This window comes from Streptococcus sp. 10824 (assembly GCF_013276595.1).
Taxonomy (GTDB): domain Bacteria; phylum Bacillota; class Bacilli; order Lactobacillales; family Streptococcaceae; genus Streptococcus; species Streptococcus pseudopneumoniae.
This window is the reverse complement of the sequence record NZ_VMLH01000063.1, coordinates 20269-38894: the sequence shown is the minus strand read 5'-3', so window position 1 is coordinate 38894 and position 18626 is coordinate 20269. Positions and strand designations below refer to the sequence as shown.

At 40.8% G+C, this 18626-nt stretch carries 17 protein-coding genes and 1 pseudogene; all 18 read left to right on the top strand.

Translation table 11 applies throughout. The features are described from left to right. Nucleotides 1-326 precede the first annotated feature (326 nt). Entirely contained in the window at nucleotides 327-1262 is a 936-nt protein-coding gene (hprK, locus tag HT701_RS06250) for an HPr(Ser) kinase/phosphatase (RefSeq protein ID WP_000115147.1), read from the top strand. Then, nucleotides 1255-2043: a prolipoprotein diacylglyceryl transferase gene (gene lgt / locus HT701_RS06245; protein WP_000886657.1), complete on the top strand. Its 789-nt coding sequence runs from the start codon at nucleotides 1255-1257 to the stop codon at nucleotides 2041-2043. The genes hprK and lgt overlap by 8 nt, the downstream gene beginning before the upstream one ends. After that, nucleotides 2044-2506 (top strand): annotated as a pseudogene (locus tag HT701_RS06240) (DUF948 domain-containing protein). Beyond that, nucleotides 2443-2838 (top strand): YtxH domain-containing protein, encoded by a 396-nt coding sequence (locus tag HT701_RS06235; RefSeq protein WP_050261695.1) that lies wholly within the window; start codon nucleotides 2443-2445, stop codon nucleotides 2836-2838. The pseudogene HT701_RS06240 and the gene HT701_RS06235 overlap by 64 nt, the downstream one beginning before the upstream one ends. Before the next feature lie 358 nt (nucleotides 2839-3196). Then, complete coding sequence (locus HT701_RS06230) at nucleotides 3197-7288, top strand: G5 domain-containing protein (protein WP_138702927.1); 4092 nt, start codon at nucleotides 3197-3199, stop codon at nucleotides 7286-7288. A gap of 175 nt (nucleotides 7289-7463) precedes the next feature. Further along, entirely contained in the window at nucleotides 7464-8594 is a 1131-nt protein-coding gene (gene hemW / locus HT701_RS06225) for a radical SAM family heme chaperone HemW (protein WP_138702926.1), read from the top strand. A 4-nt stretch (nucleotides 8595-8598) separates the two neighbouring features. Next, nucleotides 8599-9336 (top strand): acyl-[acyl-carrier-protein] thioesterase, encoded by a 738-nt coding sequence (locus HT701_RS06220; protein WP_138704972.1) that lies wholly within the window; start codon nucleotides 8599-8601, stop codon nucleotides 9334-9336. A gap of 10 nt (nucleotides 9337-9346) precedes the next feature. Next, nucleotides 9347-10120: a TIGR01457 family HAD-type hydrolase gene (locus tag HT701_RS06215; RefSeq protein ID WP_138704971.1), complete on the top strand. Its 774-nt coding sequence runs from the start codon at nucleotides 9347-9349 to the stop codon at nucleotides 10118-10120. Continuing rightward, nucleotides 10110-10727 carry a TIGR01906 family membrane protein gene (locus HT701_RS06210; RefSeq protein WP_023932785.1) on the top strand — a complete coding sequence of 206 codons (618 nt, stop codon included), beginning with the start codon at nucleotides 10110-10112 and terminating at the stop codon, nucleotides 10725-10727. The genes HT701_RS06215 and HT701_RS06210 overlap by 11 nt, the downstream gene beginning before the upstream one ends. Nucleotides 10728-10936: 209 nt before the next feature. Continuing rightward, nucleotides 10937-11338: a Spx/MgsR family RNA polymerase-binding regulatory protein gene (locus HT701_RS06205; protein WP_000631259.1), complete on the top strand. Its 402-nt coding sequence runs from the start codon at nucleotides 10937-10939 to the stop codon at nucleotides 11336-11338. Further along, nucleotides 11338-11616, top strand: coding sequence for a UPF0223 family protein (locus HT701_RS06200; protein WP_023936063.1), 279 nt, complete (start codon nucleotides 11338-11340; stop codon nucleotides 11614-11616). The genes HT701_RS06205 and HT701_RS06200 overlap by 1 nt, the downstream gene beginning before the upstream one ends. Next, complete coding sequence (locus tag HT701_RS06195) at nucleotides 11606-12379, top strand: inositol monophosphatase family protein (protein WP_172931323.1); 774 nt, start codon at nucleotides 11606-11608, stop codon at nucleotides 12377-12379. The genes HT701_RS06200 and HT701_RS06195 overlap by 11 nt, the downstream gene beginning before the upstream one ends. Next, the gene (locus tag HT701_RS06190) at nucleotides 12380-13684 is read left to right on the top strand and encodes an RsmF rRNA methyltransferase first C-terminal domain-containing protein (RefSeq protein WP_172931322.1); all 1305 of its coding nucleotides are present in this window, start codon (nucleotides 12380-12382) and stop codon (nucleotides 13682-13684) included. It begins immediately after the preceding gene. A 685-nt stretch (nucleotides 13685-14369) separates the two neighbouring features. Next, on the top strand, nucleotides 14370-15248 hold the full coding sequence (pstS, locus tag HT701_RS06185) for a phosphate ABC transporter substrate-binding protein PstS (protein ID WP_000746334.1): 879 nt from the start codon (nucleotides 14370-14372) through the stop codon (nucleotides 15246-15248). Continuing rightward, the gene (gene pstC / locus HT701_RS06180; protein WP_172931321.1) at nucleotides 15248-16165 is read left to right on the top strand and encodes a phosphate ABC transporter permease subunit PstC; all 918 of its coding nucleotides are present in this window, start codon (nucleotides 15248-15250) and stop codon (nucleotides 16163-16165) included. The genes pstS and pstC overlap by 1 nt, the downstream gene beginning before the upstream one ends. Continuing rightward, nucleotides 16155-17039, top strand: coding sequence for a phosphate ABC transporter permease PstA (gene pstA / locus HT701_RS06175; protein WP_001201787.1), 885 nt, complete (start codon nucleotides 16155-16157; stop codon nucleotides 17037-17039). The genes pstC and pstA overlap by 11 nt, the downstream gene beginning before the upstream one ends. A 10-nt stretch (nucleotides 17040-17049) precedes the next feature. After that, the gene (gene pstB / locus HT701_RS06170) at nucleotides 17050-17853 is read left to right on the top strand and encodes a phosphate ABC transporter ATP-binding protein PstB (RefSeq protein WP_172931320.1); all 804 of its coding nucleotides are present in this window, start codon (nucleotides 17050-17052) and stop codon (nucleotides 17851-17853) included. Nucleotides 17854-17865: 12 nt separating this feature from the next. After that, nucleotides 17866-18624, top strand: coding sequence for a phosphate ABC transporter ATP-binding protein PstB (pstB, locus tag HT701_RS06165; RefSeq protein WP_000128635.1), 759 nt, complete (start codon nucleotides 17866-17868; stop codon nucleotides 18622-18624). Nucleotides 18625-18626: the final 2 nt, after the last annotated feature.

Below are 18626 nucleotides of genomic sequence, written 5' to 3'. Positions count from 1 at the left end.
CGTAAACGTAAATCAGAAGCAGCTCGTAAACGTAAAAAATTCTAATTTGAAATGAAAGGCTGGAGAAATCTAGTCCTTTTTCTTTTAATACTCTTCGAAAATCTCTTCAAACCACGTCAACGTCGCCTTGCCGTATATATGTGACTGACTTCGTCAGTCTTATCTACAACCTCAAAGCAGTGCTTTGAGCAACCTGCGGCTAGTTTCCTAGTTTGCTCTTTGATTTTCATTGAGTATAAATAAATACTCCAAAGCCTGCAAAAATCTGAAACTTCCTCCTACAATTTGATATAATAGAGAGAAGAACTCGATTGAAGGAGGAAATGATGTCGGTTTTAGTAAAAGAAGTGATTGAAAAGCTTAGACTAGACATTGTCTATGGCGAACCAGAATTGCTTGAAAAGGAAATCAATACAGCAGATATTACGCGACCTGGTCTTGAAATGACAGGCTATTTTGACTACTATACGCCAGAGCGGATTCAACTTTTGGGGATGAAGGAGTGGTCTTATCTGATCAGCATGCCTTCCAACAGCCGTTATGAAGTTTTGAAAAAAATGTTTCTACCTGAGACACCAGCAGTCATTGTTGCCCGTGGTTTGGTGGTTCCAGAGGAGATGTTAAAAGCAGCCAGAGAATGTAAGATTGCTATTTTAACCAGCCGTACAGCGACAAGTCGTTTATCTGGAGAGTTATCTAGCTATCTGGATTCTCGTTTGGCAGAACGTACCAGTGTTCATGGGGTTTTGATGGATATCTATGGGATGGGCGTCTTGATTCAGGGAGATAGTGGAATTGGTAAGAGTGAGACAGGTCTGGAACTTGTCAAACGTGGTCACCGCTTGGTAGCTGATGACCGGGTCGATATCTTTGCCAAGGATGAGATTACTCTTTGGGGTGAACCGGCTGAAATCTTGAGACACCTGATTGAAATTCGTGGGGTTGGGATTATCGATGTCATGAGCCTCTACGGTGCCAGTGCCGTCAAGGATTCTTCACAGGTTCAACTTGCTGTCTATTTGGAAAACTATGATACACATAAGACTTTTGATCGTCTTGGAAACAATGCAGAGGAAATAGAAATTTCTGGCGTAGCCATTCCTCGTATCCGCATTCCAGTTAAAACAGGTCGTAATATTTCTGTCGTGATTGAGGCAGCTGCCATGAATTATCGTGCCAAGGAAATGGGCTTTGATGCGACCCGTTTGTTCGAAGAACGACTGACAAGTCTCATCGCTCGAAATGAGGTGCCTAATGCTTGATCCAATTGCTATTCAACTAGGCCCTCTAGCCATTCGTTGGTATGCCTTGTGTATTGTTACAGGTTTGATTCTTGCGGTTTATTTGACCATGAAAGAAGCGCCTAGAAAGAAGATCATACCAGACGATATTTTGGATTTTATCTTGATAGCCTTTCCCTTGGCTATTTTAGGAGCTCGTCTCTACTATGTCATTTTCCGTTTTGATTATTATAGTCAGAATTTGGGAGAGATTTTTGCCATTTGGAATGGTGGTTTGGCCATTTACGGTGGTTTGATAACTGGGGCACTTGTACTCTATATCTTTGCTGATCGTAAACTCATTAACACTTGGGATTTTCTAGATATTGCGGCGCCTAGCGTCATGATTGCCCAAAGTTTGGGTCGCTGGGGCAATTTCTTTAACCAAGAAGCTTATGGTGCAGCAGTGGATAATTTGGATTATCTACCTGTCTTTATTCGTGACCAGATGTATATTGAGGGGAGCTACCGTCAGCCGACCTTCCTTTATGAGTCCCTATGGAATCTACTTGGATTTGCCTTGATTCTGATTTTTAGACGAAAATGGAAAAGTCTCAGACGAGGTCATATCACGGCCTTTTACTTGATTTGGTATGGTTTCGGTCGTATGGTCATCGAAGGCATGCGAACAGATAGTCTCATGTTCTTTGGCCTTCGAGTGTCTCAATGGCTATCAGTTGTCCTTATCGGTCTCGGTATTTTTATCATTCTATATCAAAATCGAAAGAAGGCCCCTTACTATGTTACAGAGGAGGAAAACTAAATGTTAGAAGTTGCATATATTTTTGTTGCCCTTGCTTTGATTGTATTTTTAGTGTATCTAATCATTACTGTACAAAAGCTTGGACGTGTTATCGATGAAACAGAGAAGACGATTAAAACCTTGACTTCAGATGTGGATGTGACCTTGCATCATACCAATGAATTGCTGTCTAAGATCAATGTCTTGGCAGATGATATTAATGTCAAGGTGGCAACGATTGATCCACTCTTTAGTGCTGTTGCAGATTTATCTCTATCTGTTTCAGACCTCAATGACCATGCGCGTGTCTTGAGCAAGAAAGCTTCATCAGCTGGTTCAAAAACACTCAAGACTGGGGCAAGTTTATCAGCTCTTCGTCTTGCAAGTAAATTTTTAAAAAAATAAAAAAGGAGAATCCTTATGGGTAAATTATCCTCAATCCTTTTGGGAACCGTTTCAGGTGCAGCTCTTGCCTTGTTTTTAACAAGTGATAAGGGCAAACGAGTTTGCAGTCAGGCTCAAGATTTTCTAGATGATTTGAGAGAAGATCCGGAGTATGCCAAGGAGCAAGTCTGTGAAAAACTGACAGAAGTCAAGGAGCAGGCTACAGATTTTGTTCTTAAAACCAAAGAACAGGTTGAGTCGGGTGAAATCACTGTGGACAGCGTCCTTGCTCAAGCCAAATCATGTGCTCGTCAAGCGACAGAAGCATCAAAAAATCAATTAAATAATCTCAAGGAGCAATGGCAAGAAAAAGCCGAAGCTCTTGATGACTCAGAAGAGATTGTGATTGATATCAAAGAAGAAAAAATCTAGATTTGATGAGACTGGGCAAAAACTCAATTCTAGGAGAAAATGAAGTAGATCTTCCCATAATCAAACGCATAGTATCAAGGTTTTTCAAGGCCTGATATTATGCGTTTTTTGATTTTCATTGAGTATTATGGTATAATGGCAGTGTTGAAAGTGAAATATTTACATTTTTTATATTGTACTGATATTTTATTAATATTAAGCAATTCATTTTTTTATGATTAGAAATCAATGTGGTAGTTTATAATCAAGCAGAGGAAAAGTTCTAAAATTTTAGTCAAGAAAGGGTTTAGTATTTTGTCAAGGGAAAATAGTAGAACTCTCTATTTTGTAAAAAATAGCTAGAAAGAAAGTTGGTAAAATGAAAGATATTTTTAATAAACGTCAATGTTTTTCGATTCGAAAGTTTTCTGTTGGAGTGGCTTCTGTATTAATAGGCATTGCCTTGTTTACACCATCCCAGGGAGTACTTGCTTCTACGGAAAATTCTCCATCTTCTGTGGATAAAAGAGAAGAAGTTCAACCTATACTAGATAATCAAAATAATCCTTCTTCTGAGTTAGATACCAGAGATGTTCCAATAGGATCTACAAGGACTACAGAACCCGTCAGATCTGGGAATAAGGAAAATAATAGCTTGACCACAAGGGATTTCGTGGCGGGTGAAGACAGATCAAGCACTCCAGCGGTGAGAGCAGCATCAAATCCTTCCGAGGTTAAAAAGTATGAATTAACTGATGAGTATGCTAAGCAAATAAAAGCAGGAGTAATCGGTTCAGAAGGTAATAAGCTTGATAGTTTATTGTTAAACGGCTCTAAGTTAAGTCCAGAAGCCTATACAGATGATGATTACTTGAAGGATAAAGAAGAACTTTATATTTATGAAAAAGGTGGGAAAAAATATGTAGGTTATAATAGTCATCCCTTATTAGAAGATACTGATGGTGATGGTATTATTGACAGTAAAGAAAAGCCAGATGAAAAATTAAAATGGAATGTAAGTGAGCGCGATATGATTATGTTCATGGAATTATCCTACCGTGATGATAATTATATTGATAGAGTGCTGGATCATAAGAGACCCTTAACAGAGTCAGAGTTATATAAAAAGAATGGTGACAGTAAACCACGTTATGAGTATATGATGATGAATAAGGAATTGGGGCCTTATTGGGAAAGGAAGAAAAGTTACCATACCTCCAGTGGACTAGATGCTGTCTTGTATGAAACGAAGAGTGATTTCTTATATTTACCAAATGGAACTGCACAAGTATTAGCCTTTCGTGGAACAAGTGATGCCAAAGATATAGGAGCTGATATAACACTTGGATTAGGAAGCAATCCTCAACAAGGGATAGATGCAGAAAATATTATGCATGAACTAGCTAAAGATAAGAGTATTACTAATCTTTATTTGACAGGTCATTCTTTAGGAGGATATTTAGTACAACGGGCAATGGTTGAAGCTTATCAGTTGGCATATTCTGACAGCAGAGTCATGTCTCCTAAAGAACAGTTGGCTTATAGAAACGTTTATAATAATGTATTAAAAAAAGGCACAACCTTTAATGCTCCAAAAGTTGTGACCAATTTGCTTTCCAGTCGTGAATTTTGGCAAAAAGGTTTAGATAGCAAAAAAATAGCCAAGTCTGGTAAAATGACTCATTATATTGTTGATAATGATTTGGCGATAAGAAAAGGCGTCAGCAATGATAGTGATGTTGTTATAAATGTTGGACGAACCAGTGGAGGTCACAGTTCACGTTCTTATTTTGAAGCTGATATGATTAATAGACGATCAGAGTTTATATCTGGGAAACGAATTTCCTTAGATGGGACAGGTTATCAAGATAAAAACATTGCAACAGTTAAATCTGTAGAAAAAGTTGGAGAAACTGTTGTATATAGTAAACGCGGAGATGACATCATTAAGTCAATAACTGTGAGTATGAAAGATCTCGATACAGGACAGATTACTAACAATACAATTGATGAAGTGTTTAAGAAAGATGGAGCCAAATCTACAGTTGTCGTTACCCAACTTGAGCCAAGTGTACGTTATGAAAAAGATGCCACAAGAGCTAAAGGTGAAGCTAATGTAACAACAACTGGTACTTCAGGTACTAGTACAGTAACAACAACTTATAGTGTAGATCCTAACACTGGAGATCTGATTGAACATGTAGGACAACCAGTAGTTAAGCAACCGGCAATAGAAACAGTTGTCAAAGTCGCAGCCAAGGATGAAGTAGAATACATTAAAAAAGGAGACGACGTTGTTAAGAAGACAACAAGCTACACAGTAAACTCAAAAACTGGCAGCCTTACTTCGACTAAGAAGGAAGAAGTAGTCAATAAAGGTGGCGCGAAGGATATAGTTGAGTATAATTCAGTTGAACCCAAAACAGTTTATTTAAAAGATGAAAACAGTCCAAAAGGTACTGATACCGTTCAATTTCTAGGGAGATCAGGAAAATCTAAAGTCATCACAACCTATAGCGTAAATCCAGTAAATGGAGCCCTAACTCCATCAAAAGGGGGATCAGAAGTCGTAACTCTACCAATAGCTAGAGTTGTAAAAGTAGGAGCTAAGGATAAAGTAGACGTAGAAACAATCCCATCTCCAGTAAAATACGAAAAAGATGCTAGTCGAGAAAAAGGCCAAGCCAATATTACTGTTCCAGGAAAAGACGGAAGTAAGACAACTACCACGACTTACACAGTAAATCCAGACAATGGGGAAGTTACTCCAAATGAAGGAAATCCAGTAATAGTAAATCCAACAGAAACAATCGTTAAAGTCGCGGCTAAGGATCAAGTAGTAGAAACGCCAATTGAGCCCACAGTGGTTTATGAAAGAGATGACACTCGTGACTTTGGTACACCAGACAAGCCTAGAAAAGGAGCAAAAGGAAAATCTGTAACGACTACAAGGTATGACGTTAATCCAAATAATGGAACAGTCACAGAACAGGTTGGTAAGCCAGTGGTCACCCCAGCTGGTAAAACAATAGTTAAGGTTGGAGCTAAAACTAAGGTTGAGAGTAGCAAGGATGACCAAGGTCGTGAAGTTATCAACACTACAACTTATGAAGTTGATCCAAAAACAGGTAAGGTAACTTCTACAACAGTAATTACTTACGGGACAAGGAAAGAACTAACGATTGAGAAGATGGTAGTACCATCTCCAGTAGTTTACGAAAAAGATGATACGAAAGAAAAAGGTACAGTCCCAACTACTGTTAAAGGTGAAGATGGTGAAGACACTATCACAACAACTTATACTGTGGACACTAATACTGGAAAGATTACAGCAAGTGAAGGTAAACCAGTTCGTACGAAAGAACCAACGAATACAGTCGTCAAAGTCGCAGCGAAGGACAAAGTAGAAAAAACAGAAATCTCATCACCTAAGAAATATGTGAAAGATGATACACGCGACAAAAATCAACCAAATGTGGAAGAAGCAGGCCAAGCAGGTTCAAGTACTATCACAACAACATATAGTGTTGATTCTACTACAGGCGCTATTACAGAAACAGTAGGAAAACCAGTAGTAGTAAATCCAACAGCAACAATAGTCAAAGTCGCAGCCAAGGACAAAATAGTAGAAACACCAATTGAACCTGAAGTTGAATATGTTAGAGATGGTGAACGAGAAGTTGACACACCTAATGAACGTATTGAAGGAGCTAAAGGTAAAACAGTTACTACAACCACTTACGATGTAGATTCAAAGGACGGTCATATCACAGAACACGTTGGCACCCCAGTCGTCACCCCAGCAGGTAAGACAATCGTTAAAGTAGGAGCTAAAACTAAGGTTGAACAATCTAAAGATTCTGAAGGTCGTGATGTGATTGAGACCACTACCTATGAAGTTAATCCAAAAACAGGTAAGATAACTCCAACAACCGTGCTAACTTATGGGAAAACGAAAGAACCAACGAATACAGTCGTCAAAGTCGCAGCCAAGGACAAAGTAGTAGAAACCCCGATTGAACCTGAAGTTGGATATGTTAGAGATGGTGAACGAGAAGTTGACACACCTAATGAACGTATTGAAGGAGCTAAAGGTAAAACAGTTACTACAACCACCTATGATGTAGACTCAAAGGACGGTCATATCACAGAACACATTGCTAATAATATAACAACACCAGCTAAGGTAACACCAGGTAAAGTCACTCCAGCAACTCCAGTCACACCTGCTACTAATGGAGGTTCTGATCAAGATACACCTGCACCAACAACTCCAATTCCAGATGCAGTTACTCCGAATGAAAATCATGAAGATACTACAGATGCTAGTGATAGTGGAGCTAAGTCAAATGATTCTCAAAATGTATTGCCAAATACAGGAACAGAATCAAATGCGACTCTTGCATCTCTAGGACTTCTTGGTCTGCTAGGCGGTCTCGGATTTGCTCTTAGAAAGAAAAAAGAAGACTAAAAATTTAGTCAAATGAACATTCATTCTTTTGTATTGTAAAGACAAACTAGATTGGTTCTGGGAATCGTGTTCGTCATAAAATACAAAGAATGTTTAGATAAAGAAAGCGAACAATGCTAGGATTTTGTTAAAGGGAATTCTAAGTATTGTTCGCTTTTGTGGTATAATAAGTACTATGCAGAAAAAACCAACGTCAGCCTATGTGCACATCCCATTTTGTACCCAGATTTGTTATTATTGTGATTTTTCAAAAGTTTTTATTAAGAATCAGCCAGTCGACAGTTATTTAGAGCATCTGTTAGAAGAGTTTCGTTCTTATGATATTCAAAAGTTGCGGACCATCTACATCGGTGGTGGGACACCAACAGCTTTGTCAGCTCCGCAACTGGAGGTATTGCTGGATGGCTTGACTAAAAACTTGGACTTGTCTGTCTTAGAAGAGTTGACCATTGAAGCCAATCCAGGCGACTTGGACGCGGATAAGATTGCTGTTTTGAAAAACTCGGCTGTCAATCGTGTTTCGCTAGGCGTGCAGACCTTTGACGACAAGATGCTGAAAAAGATTGGGCGCAGTCATTTGGAGAAGGATATTTATGAAAATATCGACCGCCTGAAATTGGCTGGTTTTGACAACATCTCCATTGATTTGATTTATGCGCTGCCTGGTCAGACCATGGAGCAGGTCCAGGAAAATGTGGCTAAGGCCATTGGACTGGATATTCCCCACATGAGTTTGTATAGCTTGATTTTGGAAAATCATACGGTCTTTATGAACCGTATGCGACGAGGGAAATTGCCTCTGCCTAAGGAGGAACTGGAAGCGGAGATGTTTGAGTACATCATCACTGAGCTTGAGCGAGCAGGCTTTGAGCATTATGAGATTTCTAATTTCTCCAAACCTGGTTTTGAAAGTCGCCACAATCTTATGTACTGGGACAATGCTGAATACTATGGCATCGGTGCTGGAGCATCTGGTTATGTCAATGGTATTCGATATAAAAATCATGGTCCCATTCGCCATTATCTTAATGCGGTTGAGGAAGGCAATGCTCGTATCACAGAGGAGTACCTGAGTCAAAAAGAGCAAATGGAAGAAGAAATGTTCCTGGGACTCCGCAAGAAATCAGGAGTCTCCATGGCGCGATTTGAGGAAAAATTTGGACGGTCTTTTGATGGACTTTATGGAGAAATTGTCAGAGGCTTGGTTCAACAGGGTCTCATGCAAATAGAGGGTGACCGAGTTCGCATGACAAAAAGAGGTCTCTTCTTAGGAGACACCGTAGCAGAACGATTTATTTTGGAGTAGGATGATGGGCTTAACTTATCAAATGAAAATGAAAATTCCTTTTGATATGGCTGACATGAACGGTCATATCAAACTTCCAGATGTGATTTTGCTGTCTCTGCAAGTTTCAGGGATGCAGTCGATTGAGCTGGGAGTTAGTGATAAGGCTATTTTAGAAGAGCATAATCTGGTCTGGATTATCACAGACTATGATATTGAGGTGGTTCGTTTGCCTCGTTTTGCGGAAGAAATTACCATCGAAACGGAAGCTTTGAGCTACAATCGACTTTTTTGCTACCGTCGCTTTACCATTTATGATGAAGCGGGGCAGGAACTCATCCACATGATGGCTACCTTTGTTCTCATGGACCGAGACAGTCGAAAAGTCCATGCTGTCGAACCTGAGATTGTGGCTCCTTACCAGTCTGATTTTGATAAAAAGCTCATCCGCGGACCAAAGTATGAATCCTTGGACGAGCCAGTCAGCAAGGATTACCATGTTCGTTTTTACGACTTGGATATGAATGGCCATGTCAATAACAGTAAATACTTGGACTGGATTTTTGAGGTTATGGGAGCGGAATTTTTGACCCACTATATTCCCAAGAAAATCAATCTCAAGTATGTCAAGGAAGTTCGACCAGGTGGGGTGATCACATCGTCTGTTGAACGGACTGGACTGGAAAGTAAGCATGAGATCACAAGCGACGGTGCGACCAATGCTCAAGCTATCATCACTTGGCAAGAAATAAAAAAGGATTAGGGAAAAATAGATGAAATATAAAGGCTATTTAATTGATTTAGACGGAACCATTTATAAAGGCAAAGACAGAATTCCAGCAGGAGAGGCTTTTGTCCACGAATTGCAAAAGCGAGACATCCCCTATCTCTTTGTAACCAACAATACAACCCGTACTCCAGAGAGTGTTAAGGAGATGTTGGCTCAGAATTTTAATATCGATACGCCTCTATCGACTGTCTACACAGCGACTTTGGCGACTATCGACTATATGAACGACTTGGGGCTTGAAAAGACCGTCTATGTCATCGGAGAAGCAGGGCTTAAGGAAGCCATCAAGGCGGCTGGTTATGTCGAAGACAAGGAAAATCCTGCCTATGTAGTAGTAGGTCTGGACTGGCAAGTTGACTATGAAAAATTTGCGACAGCAACTCTAGCTATTCAAAAGGGTGCTCACTTTATCGGAACCAACCCTGACCTCAACATCCCGACAGAACGAGGGCTTTTGCCGGGGGCTGGTTCGCTGATTACCCTGCTTGAAGTAGCAACACGAGTGAAGCCTGTTTATATTGGGAAACCAAATGCCATTATTATGGACAAGGCAGTTGAACACTTAGATTTGGAACGTGAAGAGTTGATTATGGTTGGGGACAACTACTTAACAGATATTCGAGCAGGAATTGACAATGGCATTCCAACGCTCTTGGTGACGACAGGTTTCACCAAGGCAGAAGAAGTAGCAGACCTACCAATCGCACCGACTCATGTAGTTTCTAGCCTTGCGGAGTGGAATTTTGATGAAAACTAAACTGACCTTTTGGAGCTCTATGCTCTTTCTACTCTCCCTCTCAATCCTTTTGACTATTTATTTGGCTTGGATTTTTTATCCGCTGGAAATCAAGTGGCTAAACTTAACGGATCGAGTCTATCTAAAACCAGAAACCATTCAATACAATTTTCATATCTTGATGAATTATCTGACTAATCCTTTTAGTCAGGTCCTAGAGATGCCAGATTTTCGTTCGTCAGCAGCTGGTCTGCACCATTTCGCAGTGGTCAAGAATCTCTTTCATTTGGTTCAGCTAGTAGCTCTAGTGACACTACCAAGTTTCTATGTCTTTGTCAAAGGGATTGTGAAAAAGGGCTTCTTGTCTCTATTTAGTAAAGTGCTTTTGGCTCTAGTGGTTTTGCCCTTACTGATTGGGCTTGGGGGAGTTTTGATTGGTTTTGACCAATTCTTTACTCTGTTCCATCAAATTCTCTTTGTGGGAGATGATACCTGGCTTTTTGATCCAGCCAAGGATCCTGTTATACTGATTTTGCCAGAGACCTTCTTCCTTCATGCCTTCCTTCTCTTTTTTGCCCTCTATGAAAGCTTTTTTGGCTATCTTTATCTGAAAAGTCGGAGAAAGTGAACCGAAAGCTGTTTTTAATTTGTATATATAAAAATGTATACAAATTAAAGCTATCCTTAAGAGTGAATTAAGCAAATCTAATTGTGTCAATCGTTCGCGAACAGTCTATTTTTCTTGAAAAAATAGGCTTTTTTTCTAAAAATCTCTAGTCAAGCGCTTTATTTTTTTGTATAATAGAAGTAGCAAAGTATAGATAAGAAGAGAAAAGCATGATTACACTATTTCTATCACCGAGCTGTACATCATGTCGTAAGGCTAAGGCCTGGTTAGAAAAACATAAGGTTCCCTTTGTGGAACACAATATTATGACCAGTCCTTTAACAAGAAAAGAATTGCAACACATCCTTTCCTTGACCGAAAATGGTACTGATGACATCATTTCAACTCGTTCAAAAATTTTTCAAAAATTGAATATTGATGTAGAGAGTATTTCGGTATCGGAATTGCTTCATTTGATTGAGCAGTATCCTAGTCTTTTGCGTCGTCCAATTATTATTGATGCCAAGCGCATGCAAATCGGTTTTAATGAAGATGAGATTCGTGCTTTTCTCCCTCGTAGTTACCGTAAGCAAGAACTAAAAGAAGCAAGAATGAGAGCTGGTATTAGTTAATGAACAAACAGTATAGTTACCCACTAGATTTGTCGTGGAGCACTGAAGAACTTGCTTCAGTGCTTTCTTTTTTTAATGATGTTGAAGCTGCCTATGAAGGCAAGGTAGAGGCTAAAAAGTTACTGGACTCCTATAAGCGATTCAAGGCGGTTGTGCCAAGCAAGAGTGAAGAAAAACGTTTGGGACGAGAATTTGAAACAGTCAGTGGCTATTCGCTTTACCGAGCAGTTCAGGCGGCTAAGGAAAAAGGGGAAGGAAAGATTTCTCTTGGAAAGTAAATTTGAATTTGCTAAAGAGCTAATTAAGAAAGCGGGTCAGTACATCCTTGACCACATGCAGGAAGACTTGCGTGTTGAGACCAAGTCCTCTCCAACAGATTTGGTGACCAGACTGGACAAGGAAGTTCAGGAACTCTTGGTTGGTGAGATTTTGTCCCGTTATCCTGAGGATAAGATTTGTGCTGAAGAAGGGTGTCTGCGAGCTTCGGTTCAAGAGGGCAAGGTTTGGGTCATTGATCCCATTGATGGTACCAATAACTTTGTAGCCCAGCAGGAAGATTTTGCTGTTATGATGGCTTATTTTGAAAATGGTCAGGGACAGTTTGGCCTAATTTATGATGTGGTCAAAGGGGATTGTTACCACGGTGGTGGGGTCTTTCCAGTTTGTCGAAATAATAAGCCCCTAGCTCCCTTTAAAGCCAAACCACTTGGAGATTTTCTTATTGCGGGAAATAGTGGCATGCTGGAAACCAATGAATGGGGGCTGGCTGATTTGAGCCGAGCGGTTCTTGGTGTTCGTGTCTATGGAAGTGCGGCCATTAGTTTTGCCAAGATTTTGTCAGGGCATTTGTTGACCTATCTCACCTATCTGCAACCATGGGATTATGCCGCAGCTAGTATTTTAGGGGAAAGTCTGGGCTATCGGGTTGTGACCCTTTTTGGTGAAGCTCCTGATTTTCAAACCAGACAGCTGGTCATGATGGTGCCTCTTGAGATGCAGGAGGAAATTCAGTCCTATATTTACGAAAGGAAAAGAACTTAAATGAAATTTCCAGAAGGATTTGTTGAAAAATATAAAGAAATACTAGGAGATGAGGCAAGAGATTTTCTTGCCTCTTTTGAGGAGGAAGCGGTTTCGGCCTTTCGGGTCAATCCCTTAAAAGAAGAGCAACTTTCCTTTTCTGATGCCATTACTCAAACCCCTTGGGGCCACTATGGGAAGGTTTCAGGGAAATCGCCTGAGCATGCTACAGGTTTAGTTTATTCGCAAGAACCTGCTGCTCAAATGGTGGCTCAAGTAGCCCAACCCAGTCCTGGTATGAAGGTCTTGGACTTGGCTGCTGCACCGGGGGGTAAATCAACTCAACTGGCAGCCTATCTAGCTGGAGAGGGCCTTCTCGTCTCCAATGAAATTTCAAGCAAACGGGCTAAGATTTTAGTAGAAAACATGGAGCGCTTTGGAGCGACAAATGTTGTGGTGACCAATGAATCTGCTGACCGCTTGGCCAAGGTCTTTAAAGGCTATTTTGACCTCATTGTCCTTGATGCCCCTTGCTCTGGTGAAGGAATGTTTCGTAAGCAACCAGATGCTATGAACTATTGGAGCTTAGAGTATCCGAGTCAATGTGCTAGCTTGCAAAGAGAAATTTTAGCAGATGCAGTAACCATGCTAGCTGAAGGTGGTCGTCTGGTTTATTCAACCTGTACCTGGGCACCCGAGGAAAACGAAGAGATTGTTAAGTGGTTGCTGGAAGAGTATGATTTTGATTTGTTGCCAGTAGAGCATATCAATGGAATGGTAGCTGGTATTGACCTGCCAGAAACGGCTCGGATGTACCCTCATCAGTTTAAGGGAGAGGGTCAGTTTGTAGCCCATCTACAGTTTAAGGGTAACAATCCAACTCCTAAATGTAAGGCAAGTAAGAGCAATCTTGGTCGAGAACAAGTTGCCTTGTGGCAAGAATTTGCCCAAAACCATTTGAAGGTCAATCTACCGGGAATCTTGCAGACTTTTGGGGACCAACTCTATCTCTTACCAGAACTCTTGCCAGATTTAGGTAAGCTCAAGATTGCTCGCAATGGACTACATCTGGGCACTTTTAAGAAGAAACGCTTTGAGCCCAGTTTTGCTCTTGGTCTAGCCTTGAAACCGAGTCAGATCAAGCAGTCGGTTGAAATTGACCAAGAAGCGTTTGTCAAGTATGTGGCTGGAGAAACTGTTCAGCTGGCAGAAAGTCTGCCAAATGGTTGGTACCAAGTTTTGGTTAAAGGCAATGGCTTGGGCTTTGCAAAGGTTACTGGAAATGTTTTGAAAAATTATTTTCCAAAAGGCCTCAGATTCAAGTGAAAATGCTAGTCAAATATCTTATTCTATGTTATAGTGAAAGTATGGATTTTTTTAGTAGGATGATTCTTGATATCTTGATTGCCATCACATGTAGTTTTACTACTCAATGAAAATCAAAGAGCAAACTAGGAAGCTAGCCATAGATAGCTCAAAATACTGTTTTGAGGTTGCAAATAGGACTGACGGAGTCAGTTACAAAGCATTGCTTTAAAGTTGTAGATAGGACTGACCAAATAGGTACATACCTATAACAAGGCAAGGCTGACCTGGTTTGAAGAGATTTTCAAAGAGTACAAGAAGTTTAGTTATTAGCGTTCTTACCGCTTGTAAACTAGATTTCCCATAAAATAGAATCTTTTCCTTTTAGTTGTAAACTAGTCTGGGAGAGTAGAGAGGTTTGAGATACCTTTCTAGCTTTTGGATTATCATCTAAGGAGAGTAACCTTTTCCTTGCATTAAAAAGGGGAAAAAGAGACACGAAATGACTATAATGGGTGACAATGGGGGAAGGGATAGACAAGAGATTTTATCCACATATGAAAAAAGGAGGTTAGAAAAGAGTAATATAGCCTATATTATATAAATAATCAATTGCGCAGAAATTTGGTAAGAATTCATGCGTCAACTCATAAAGAACTACTTAAAAAATTCACAGTATTCATAATTATTTTCGAGGAGAAAAACAGTGAAAAAAAGAAAAAAGCTTGCTCTGTCTCTTATCGCTTTTTGGCTGACGGCTTGTTTAGTAGGCTGTGCTAGCTGGATTGATCGTGGAGAATCCATAACGGCTGTTGGCTCAACTGCCTTGCAACCCTTGGTTGAAGTAGCGGCAGATGAATTTGGCACGATCCATGTTGGAAAAACGGTCAATGTCCAAGGGGGAGGTTCTGGTACAGGCTTGTCCCAGGTTCAGTCTGGGGCAGTTGATATAGGAAACTCAGATGTATTTGCTGAGGAAAAAGACGGAATTGATGCTTCTGCTCTTGTTGACCACAAGGTCGCGGTAGCTGGCTTGGCTCTGATTGCCAATAAGGAGGTTGATGTTGATAACCTAACGACAGAGCAACTTCGTCAAATCTTCATAGGTGAGGTAACCAATTGGAAAGAGGTTGGTGGTAAGGACTTACCCATCTCTGTTATTAATCGGGCAGCCGGCTCTGGCTCTCGTGCTACCTTTGATACTGTCATTATGGAAGGTCAGTCTGCCATGCAAAGTCAGGAGCAGGATTCAAATGGAGCGGTAAAATCAATCGTATCAAAAAGTCCAGGAGCTATCTCTTATTTATCTCTTACCTATATAGATGATTCGGTCAAAAGCATGAAGTTGAATGGCTATGACTTAAGTCCAGAAAATATAAGTAGCAATAATTGGCCCTTGTGGTCTTATGAGCATATGTATACATTGGGGCAGCCCAATGAGTTGGCTGCAGAATTTCTCAATTTTGTTCTCTCGGATGAGACCCAAGAAGGGATTGTCAAAGGATTGAAGTATATTCCGATTAAGGAAATGAAGGTTGAAAAAGATGCTGCCGGAACTGTGACAGTGTTGGAAGGGAGACAATAATGAATCAAGAAGAATTAGCTAAGAAAATGTTGCTTCCATCAAAGAATTTTCGTCTGGAGAAATTAGGAAAAGGTTTGACCTTTGCCTGTCTTTCTTTGATAGTCATCCTTGTGGCCATGATTTTGGTTTTCGTAGCGCAAAAAGGCTTGTCGACCTTCTTTGTCAATGGTGTGAATATCTTTGACTTTCTTTTGGGAGGAACTTGGAATCCTTCTAGTAAAGAATTTGGTGCCCTTCCTATGATTTTGGGTTCCTTTATCGTTACCATTCTCTCAGCCCTTATCGCAACACCCTTTGCTATTGGTGCAGCAGTTTTTATGACCGAAGTATCACCAAAAGGGGCGAAGATTTTGCAACCAGCTATTGAACTCCTGGTTGGGATTCCTTCAGTAGTGTACGGATTTATTGGCTTGCAAGTCGTCGTTCCCTTTGTTCGCAGTGTCTTTGGTGGGACTGGTTTTGGGATTTTGTCAGGGATTTCCGTCCTCTTTGTCATGATTTTGCCGACCGTAACCTTTATGACAACGGATAGCTTGCGTGAGGTTCCTCGTTATTATCGTGAGGCCAGTTTCGCTATGGGAGCCACTCGCTGGCAGACTATCTGGCGTGTAATCTTGAAGGCGGCCCGTTCTGGTATTTTCACTGCAGTGGTCTTTGGGATGGCGCGTGCCTTTGGTGAGGCTCTAGCTATCCAGATGGTTGTCGGAAACTCAGCTGTTATCCCAACTTCCTTGACCACACCAGCTGCAACTTTAACTTCTATATTAACTATGGGAATTGGGAACACTGTCATGGGAACTGTAAATAATAATGTTCTCTGGTCACTGGCCTTGGTACTGCTCTTGATGAGTTTAGTTTTTAACAGTGTGATTAAATTGATTACGAAAGAAAGAGGAAAGAAAAATTATGCGCGCTAAGAAATTAGATAAACTTGCAACAGCTGTCCTCTATACGATTGCTAGCATCATTGTGACAATCTTGGCTTCCTTGATTCTCTATATCTTGGTTCGGGGCTTGCCCCATATCTCTTGGTCTTTCTTGACTGGAAGGTCTTCTGCTTTTCAAGCAGGTGGTGGGATTGGCATTCAGCTTTACAATTCCTTTTTCCTATTGGTCATTACTTTGATTATTTCTGTACCTCTTTCTATGGGAGCTGGGATTTACTTGGCTGAGTATGCTAAAAAAGGTCCTGTTACCAACTTTGTGCGGACTTGTATTGAAATCTTGTCCTCTTTACCATCAGTGGTGGTGGGGCTCTTTGGTTACTTGATTTTTGTAGTCCAGTTTGAGTATGGATTTTCAATCATTTCAGGTGCCTTGGCCTTGACAGTCTTTAACTTGCCTCAGATGACGCGTAATGTAGAGGATAGTTTGAAACACGTTCACCATACCCAACGTGAGGCTGGTCTGGCTCTTGGGATTTCTCGCTGGGAGACAGTGGTTCATGTTGTTATTCCAGAAGCGCTTCCAGGTATTGTAACGGGTGTCGTCTTGGCATCTGGTCGTATCTTTGGCGAAGCTGCAGCTCTGATTTATACAGCAGGGCAATCGGCGCCAGCTCTTGACTGGTCTAACTGGAATATCCTCAGTGTGACTAGCCCCATCTCTATCTTCCGTCAAGCAGAAACCTTGGCTGTCCATATCTGGAAAGTCAATAGTGAAGGCACTATTCCAGATGGAACTATTGTATCAGCAGGTTCTGCCGCTGTGCTCCTAATCTTTATCCTGATTTTTAACTTTGGAGCTCGTAAGTTCGGAAACTATCTACACAAGAAATTAACCGCTGTCTAAAGGAGAAGCCATGTCAACATATAACTGGGATGAGAAGCATATCCTTACCTTTCCTGAAGAAAAAGTAGCCCTTTCTACTAAGGATGTCCATGTTTACTATGGTAAAAATGAATCCATTAAGGGGATTGATATGCAATTTGAAAGAAATAAAATTACAGCTTTGATTGGTCCGTCGGGATCGGGGAAATCTACCTACTTACGCAGTCTCAATCGCATGAATGATACTATTGATATTGCTAAAGTAACTGGGCAGATTCTCTATCGTGGAATTGATGTCAACCGTCCAGAAATCAACGTTTATGAAATGCGTAAACACATTGGAATGGTTTTTCAACGCCCTAATCCATTTGCTAAGTCAATTTACCGTAATATTACCTTTGCGCATGAACGTGCTGGAGTTAAGGATAAGCAAGTCCTAGATGAAATCGTAGAAACCTCCCTTCGTCAGGCTGCCCTCTGGGATCAGGTTAAAGACGATCTCCACAAGTCAGCCTTGACCTTATCAGGTGGTCAGCAACAACGTCTCTGTATTGCTCGTGCCATCTCTGTTAAGCCAGATATCCTCTTAATGGATGAGCCAGCCTCAGCCTTGGATCCGATTGCGACCATGCAACTAGAAGAGACCATGTTTGAGCTCAAGAAAGACTTTACCATCATCATTGTAACGCATAATATGCAGCAGGCTGCTCGTGCAAGTGACTATACAGGCTTCTTTTACTTGGGTGATTTGATTGAGTATGACAAAACTGCAACTATTTTCCAAAATGCCAAGCTACAGTCCACCAATGACTATGTATTTGGTCACTTTGGTTAGAAAGGAAACCGTATGACAGATGCGATTTTACAGGTATCAGACCTGTCCGTTTATTATAATAAAAAGAAGGCTTTGAATAGTGTTTCCCTATCTTTCCAACCTAAGGAAATTACAGCCTTGATTGGTCCATCTGGATCAGGGAAGTCAACCCTCCTCAAGTCTCTCAACCGCATGGGAGATCTCAATCCAGAGGTGACCACAACTGGATCCGTGGTGTACAATGGTCACAACATCTACAGTCCGCGTACAGATACGGTTGAATTACGTAAGGAAATCGGAATGGTTTTCCAACAACCTAATCCTTTCCCTATGACTATCTATGAGAATGTTGTCTACGGGCTTCGTATCAATGGAATTAAGGATAAGCTGGTTCTGGATGAAGCCGTAGAAAAAGCCTTGCAAGGTGCCTCTATCTGGGATGAGGTCAAGGATCGTCTACATGATTCAGCTATTGGATTGTCAGGTGGTCAACAGCAGCGTGTCTGCGTGGCCCGTGTCTTGGCAACCAGTCCTAAAATCATCCTCTTGGATGAGCCAACTTCGGCTTTGGATCCGATTTCAGCTGGTAAAATTGAGGAAACCTTGTATGGTCTAAAAGACAAGTACACCATGCTTCTGGTAACCCGTTCCATGCAACAAGCTTCACGTATCTCTGATAAGACAGGATTTTTCCTAGATGGAGATTTGATTGAATTTAATGATACCAAGCAGATGTTCCTTGATCCCCAACACAAGGAAACGGAAGACTATATTACAGGAAAATTTGGATAAGG

What these genes read in the sequence shown, in the direction of transcription:
- hprK (WP_000115147.1), top strand. Translation starts at nt 327, where the DNA reads ATGTCGGTTTTAGTAAAAGAAGTGATTGAAAAGCTTAGACTAGACATT.
- lgt (WP_000886657.1), top strand. Translation starts at nt 1,255, where the DNA reads ATGCTTGATCCAATTGCTATTCAACTAGGCCCTCTAGCCATTCGTTGG.
- HT701_RS06235 (WP_050261695.1), top strand. Translation starts at nt 2,443, where the DNA reads ATGGGTAAATTATCCTCAATCCTTTTGGGAACCGTTTCAGGTGCAGCT.
- HT701_RS06230 (WP_138702927.1), top strand. Translation starts at nt 3,197, where the DNA reads ATGAAAGATATTTTTAATAAACGTCAATGTTTTTCGATTCGAAAGTTT.
- hemW (WP_138702926.1), top strand. Translation starts at nt 7,464, where the DNA reads ATGCAGAAAAAACCAACGTCAGCCTATGTGCACATCCCATTTTGTACC.
- HT701_RS06220 (WP_138704972.1), top strand. Translation starts at nt 8,599, where the DNA reads ATGGGCTTAACTTATCAAATGAAAATGAAAATTCCTTTTGATATGGCT.
- HT701_RS06215 (WP_138704971.1), top strand. Translation starts at nt 9,347, where the DNA reads ATGAAATATAAAGGCTATTTAATTGATTTAGACGGAACCATTTATAAA.
- HT701_RS06210 (WP_023932785.1), top strand. Translation starts at nt 10,110, where the DNA reads ATGAAAACTAAACTGACCTTTTGGAGCTCTATGCTCTTTCTACTCTCC.
- HT701_RS06205 (WP_000631259.1), top strand. Translation starts at nt 10,937, where the DNA reads ATGATTACACTATTTCTATCACCGAGCTGTACATCATGTCGTAAGGCT.
- HT701_RS06200 (WP_023936063.1), top strand. Translation starts at nt 11,338, where the DNA reads ATGAACAAACAGTATAGTTACCCACTAGATTTGTCGTGGAGCACTGAA.
- HT701_RS06190 (WP_172931322.1), top strand. Translation starts at nt 12,380, where the DNA reads ATGAAATTTCCAGAAGGATTTGTTGAAAAATATAAAGAAATACTAGGA.
- pstC (WP_172931321.1), top strand. Translation starts at nt 15,248, where the DNA reads ATGAATCAAGAAGAATTAGCTAAGAAAATGTTGCTTCCATCAAAGAAT.
- pstA (WP_001201787.1), top strand. Translation starts at nt 16,155, where the DNA reads ATGCGCGCTAAGAAATTAGATAAACTTGCAACAGCTGTCCTCTATACG.
- pstB (WP_172931320.1), top strand. Translation starts at nt 17,050, where the DNA reads ATGTCAACATATAACTGGGATGAGAAGCATATCCTTACCTTTCCTGAA.
- pstB (WP_000128635.1), top strand. Translation starts at nt 17,866, where the DNA reads ATGACAGATGCGATTTTACAGGTATCAGACCTGTCCGTTTATTATAAT.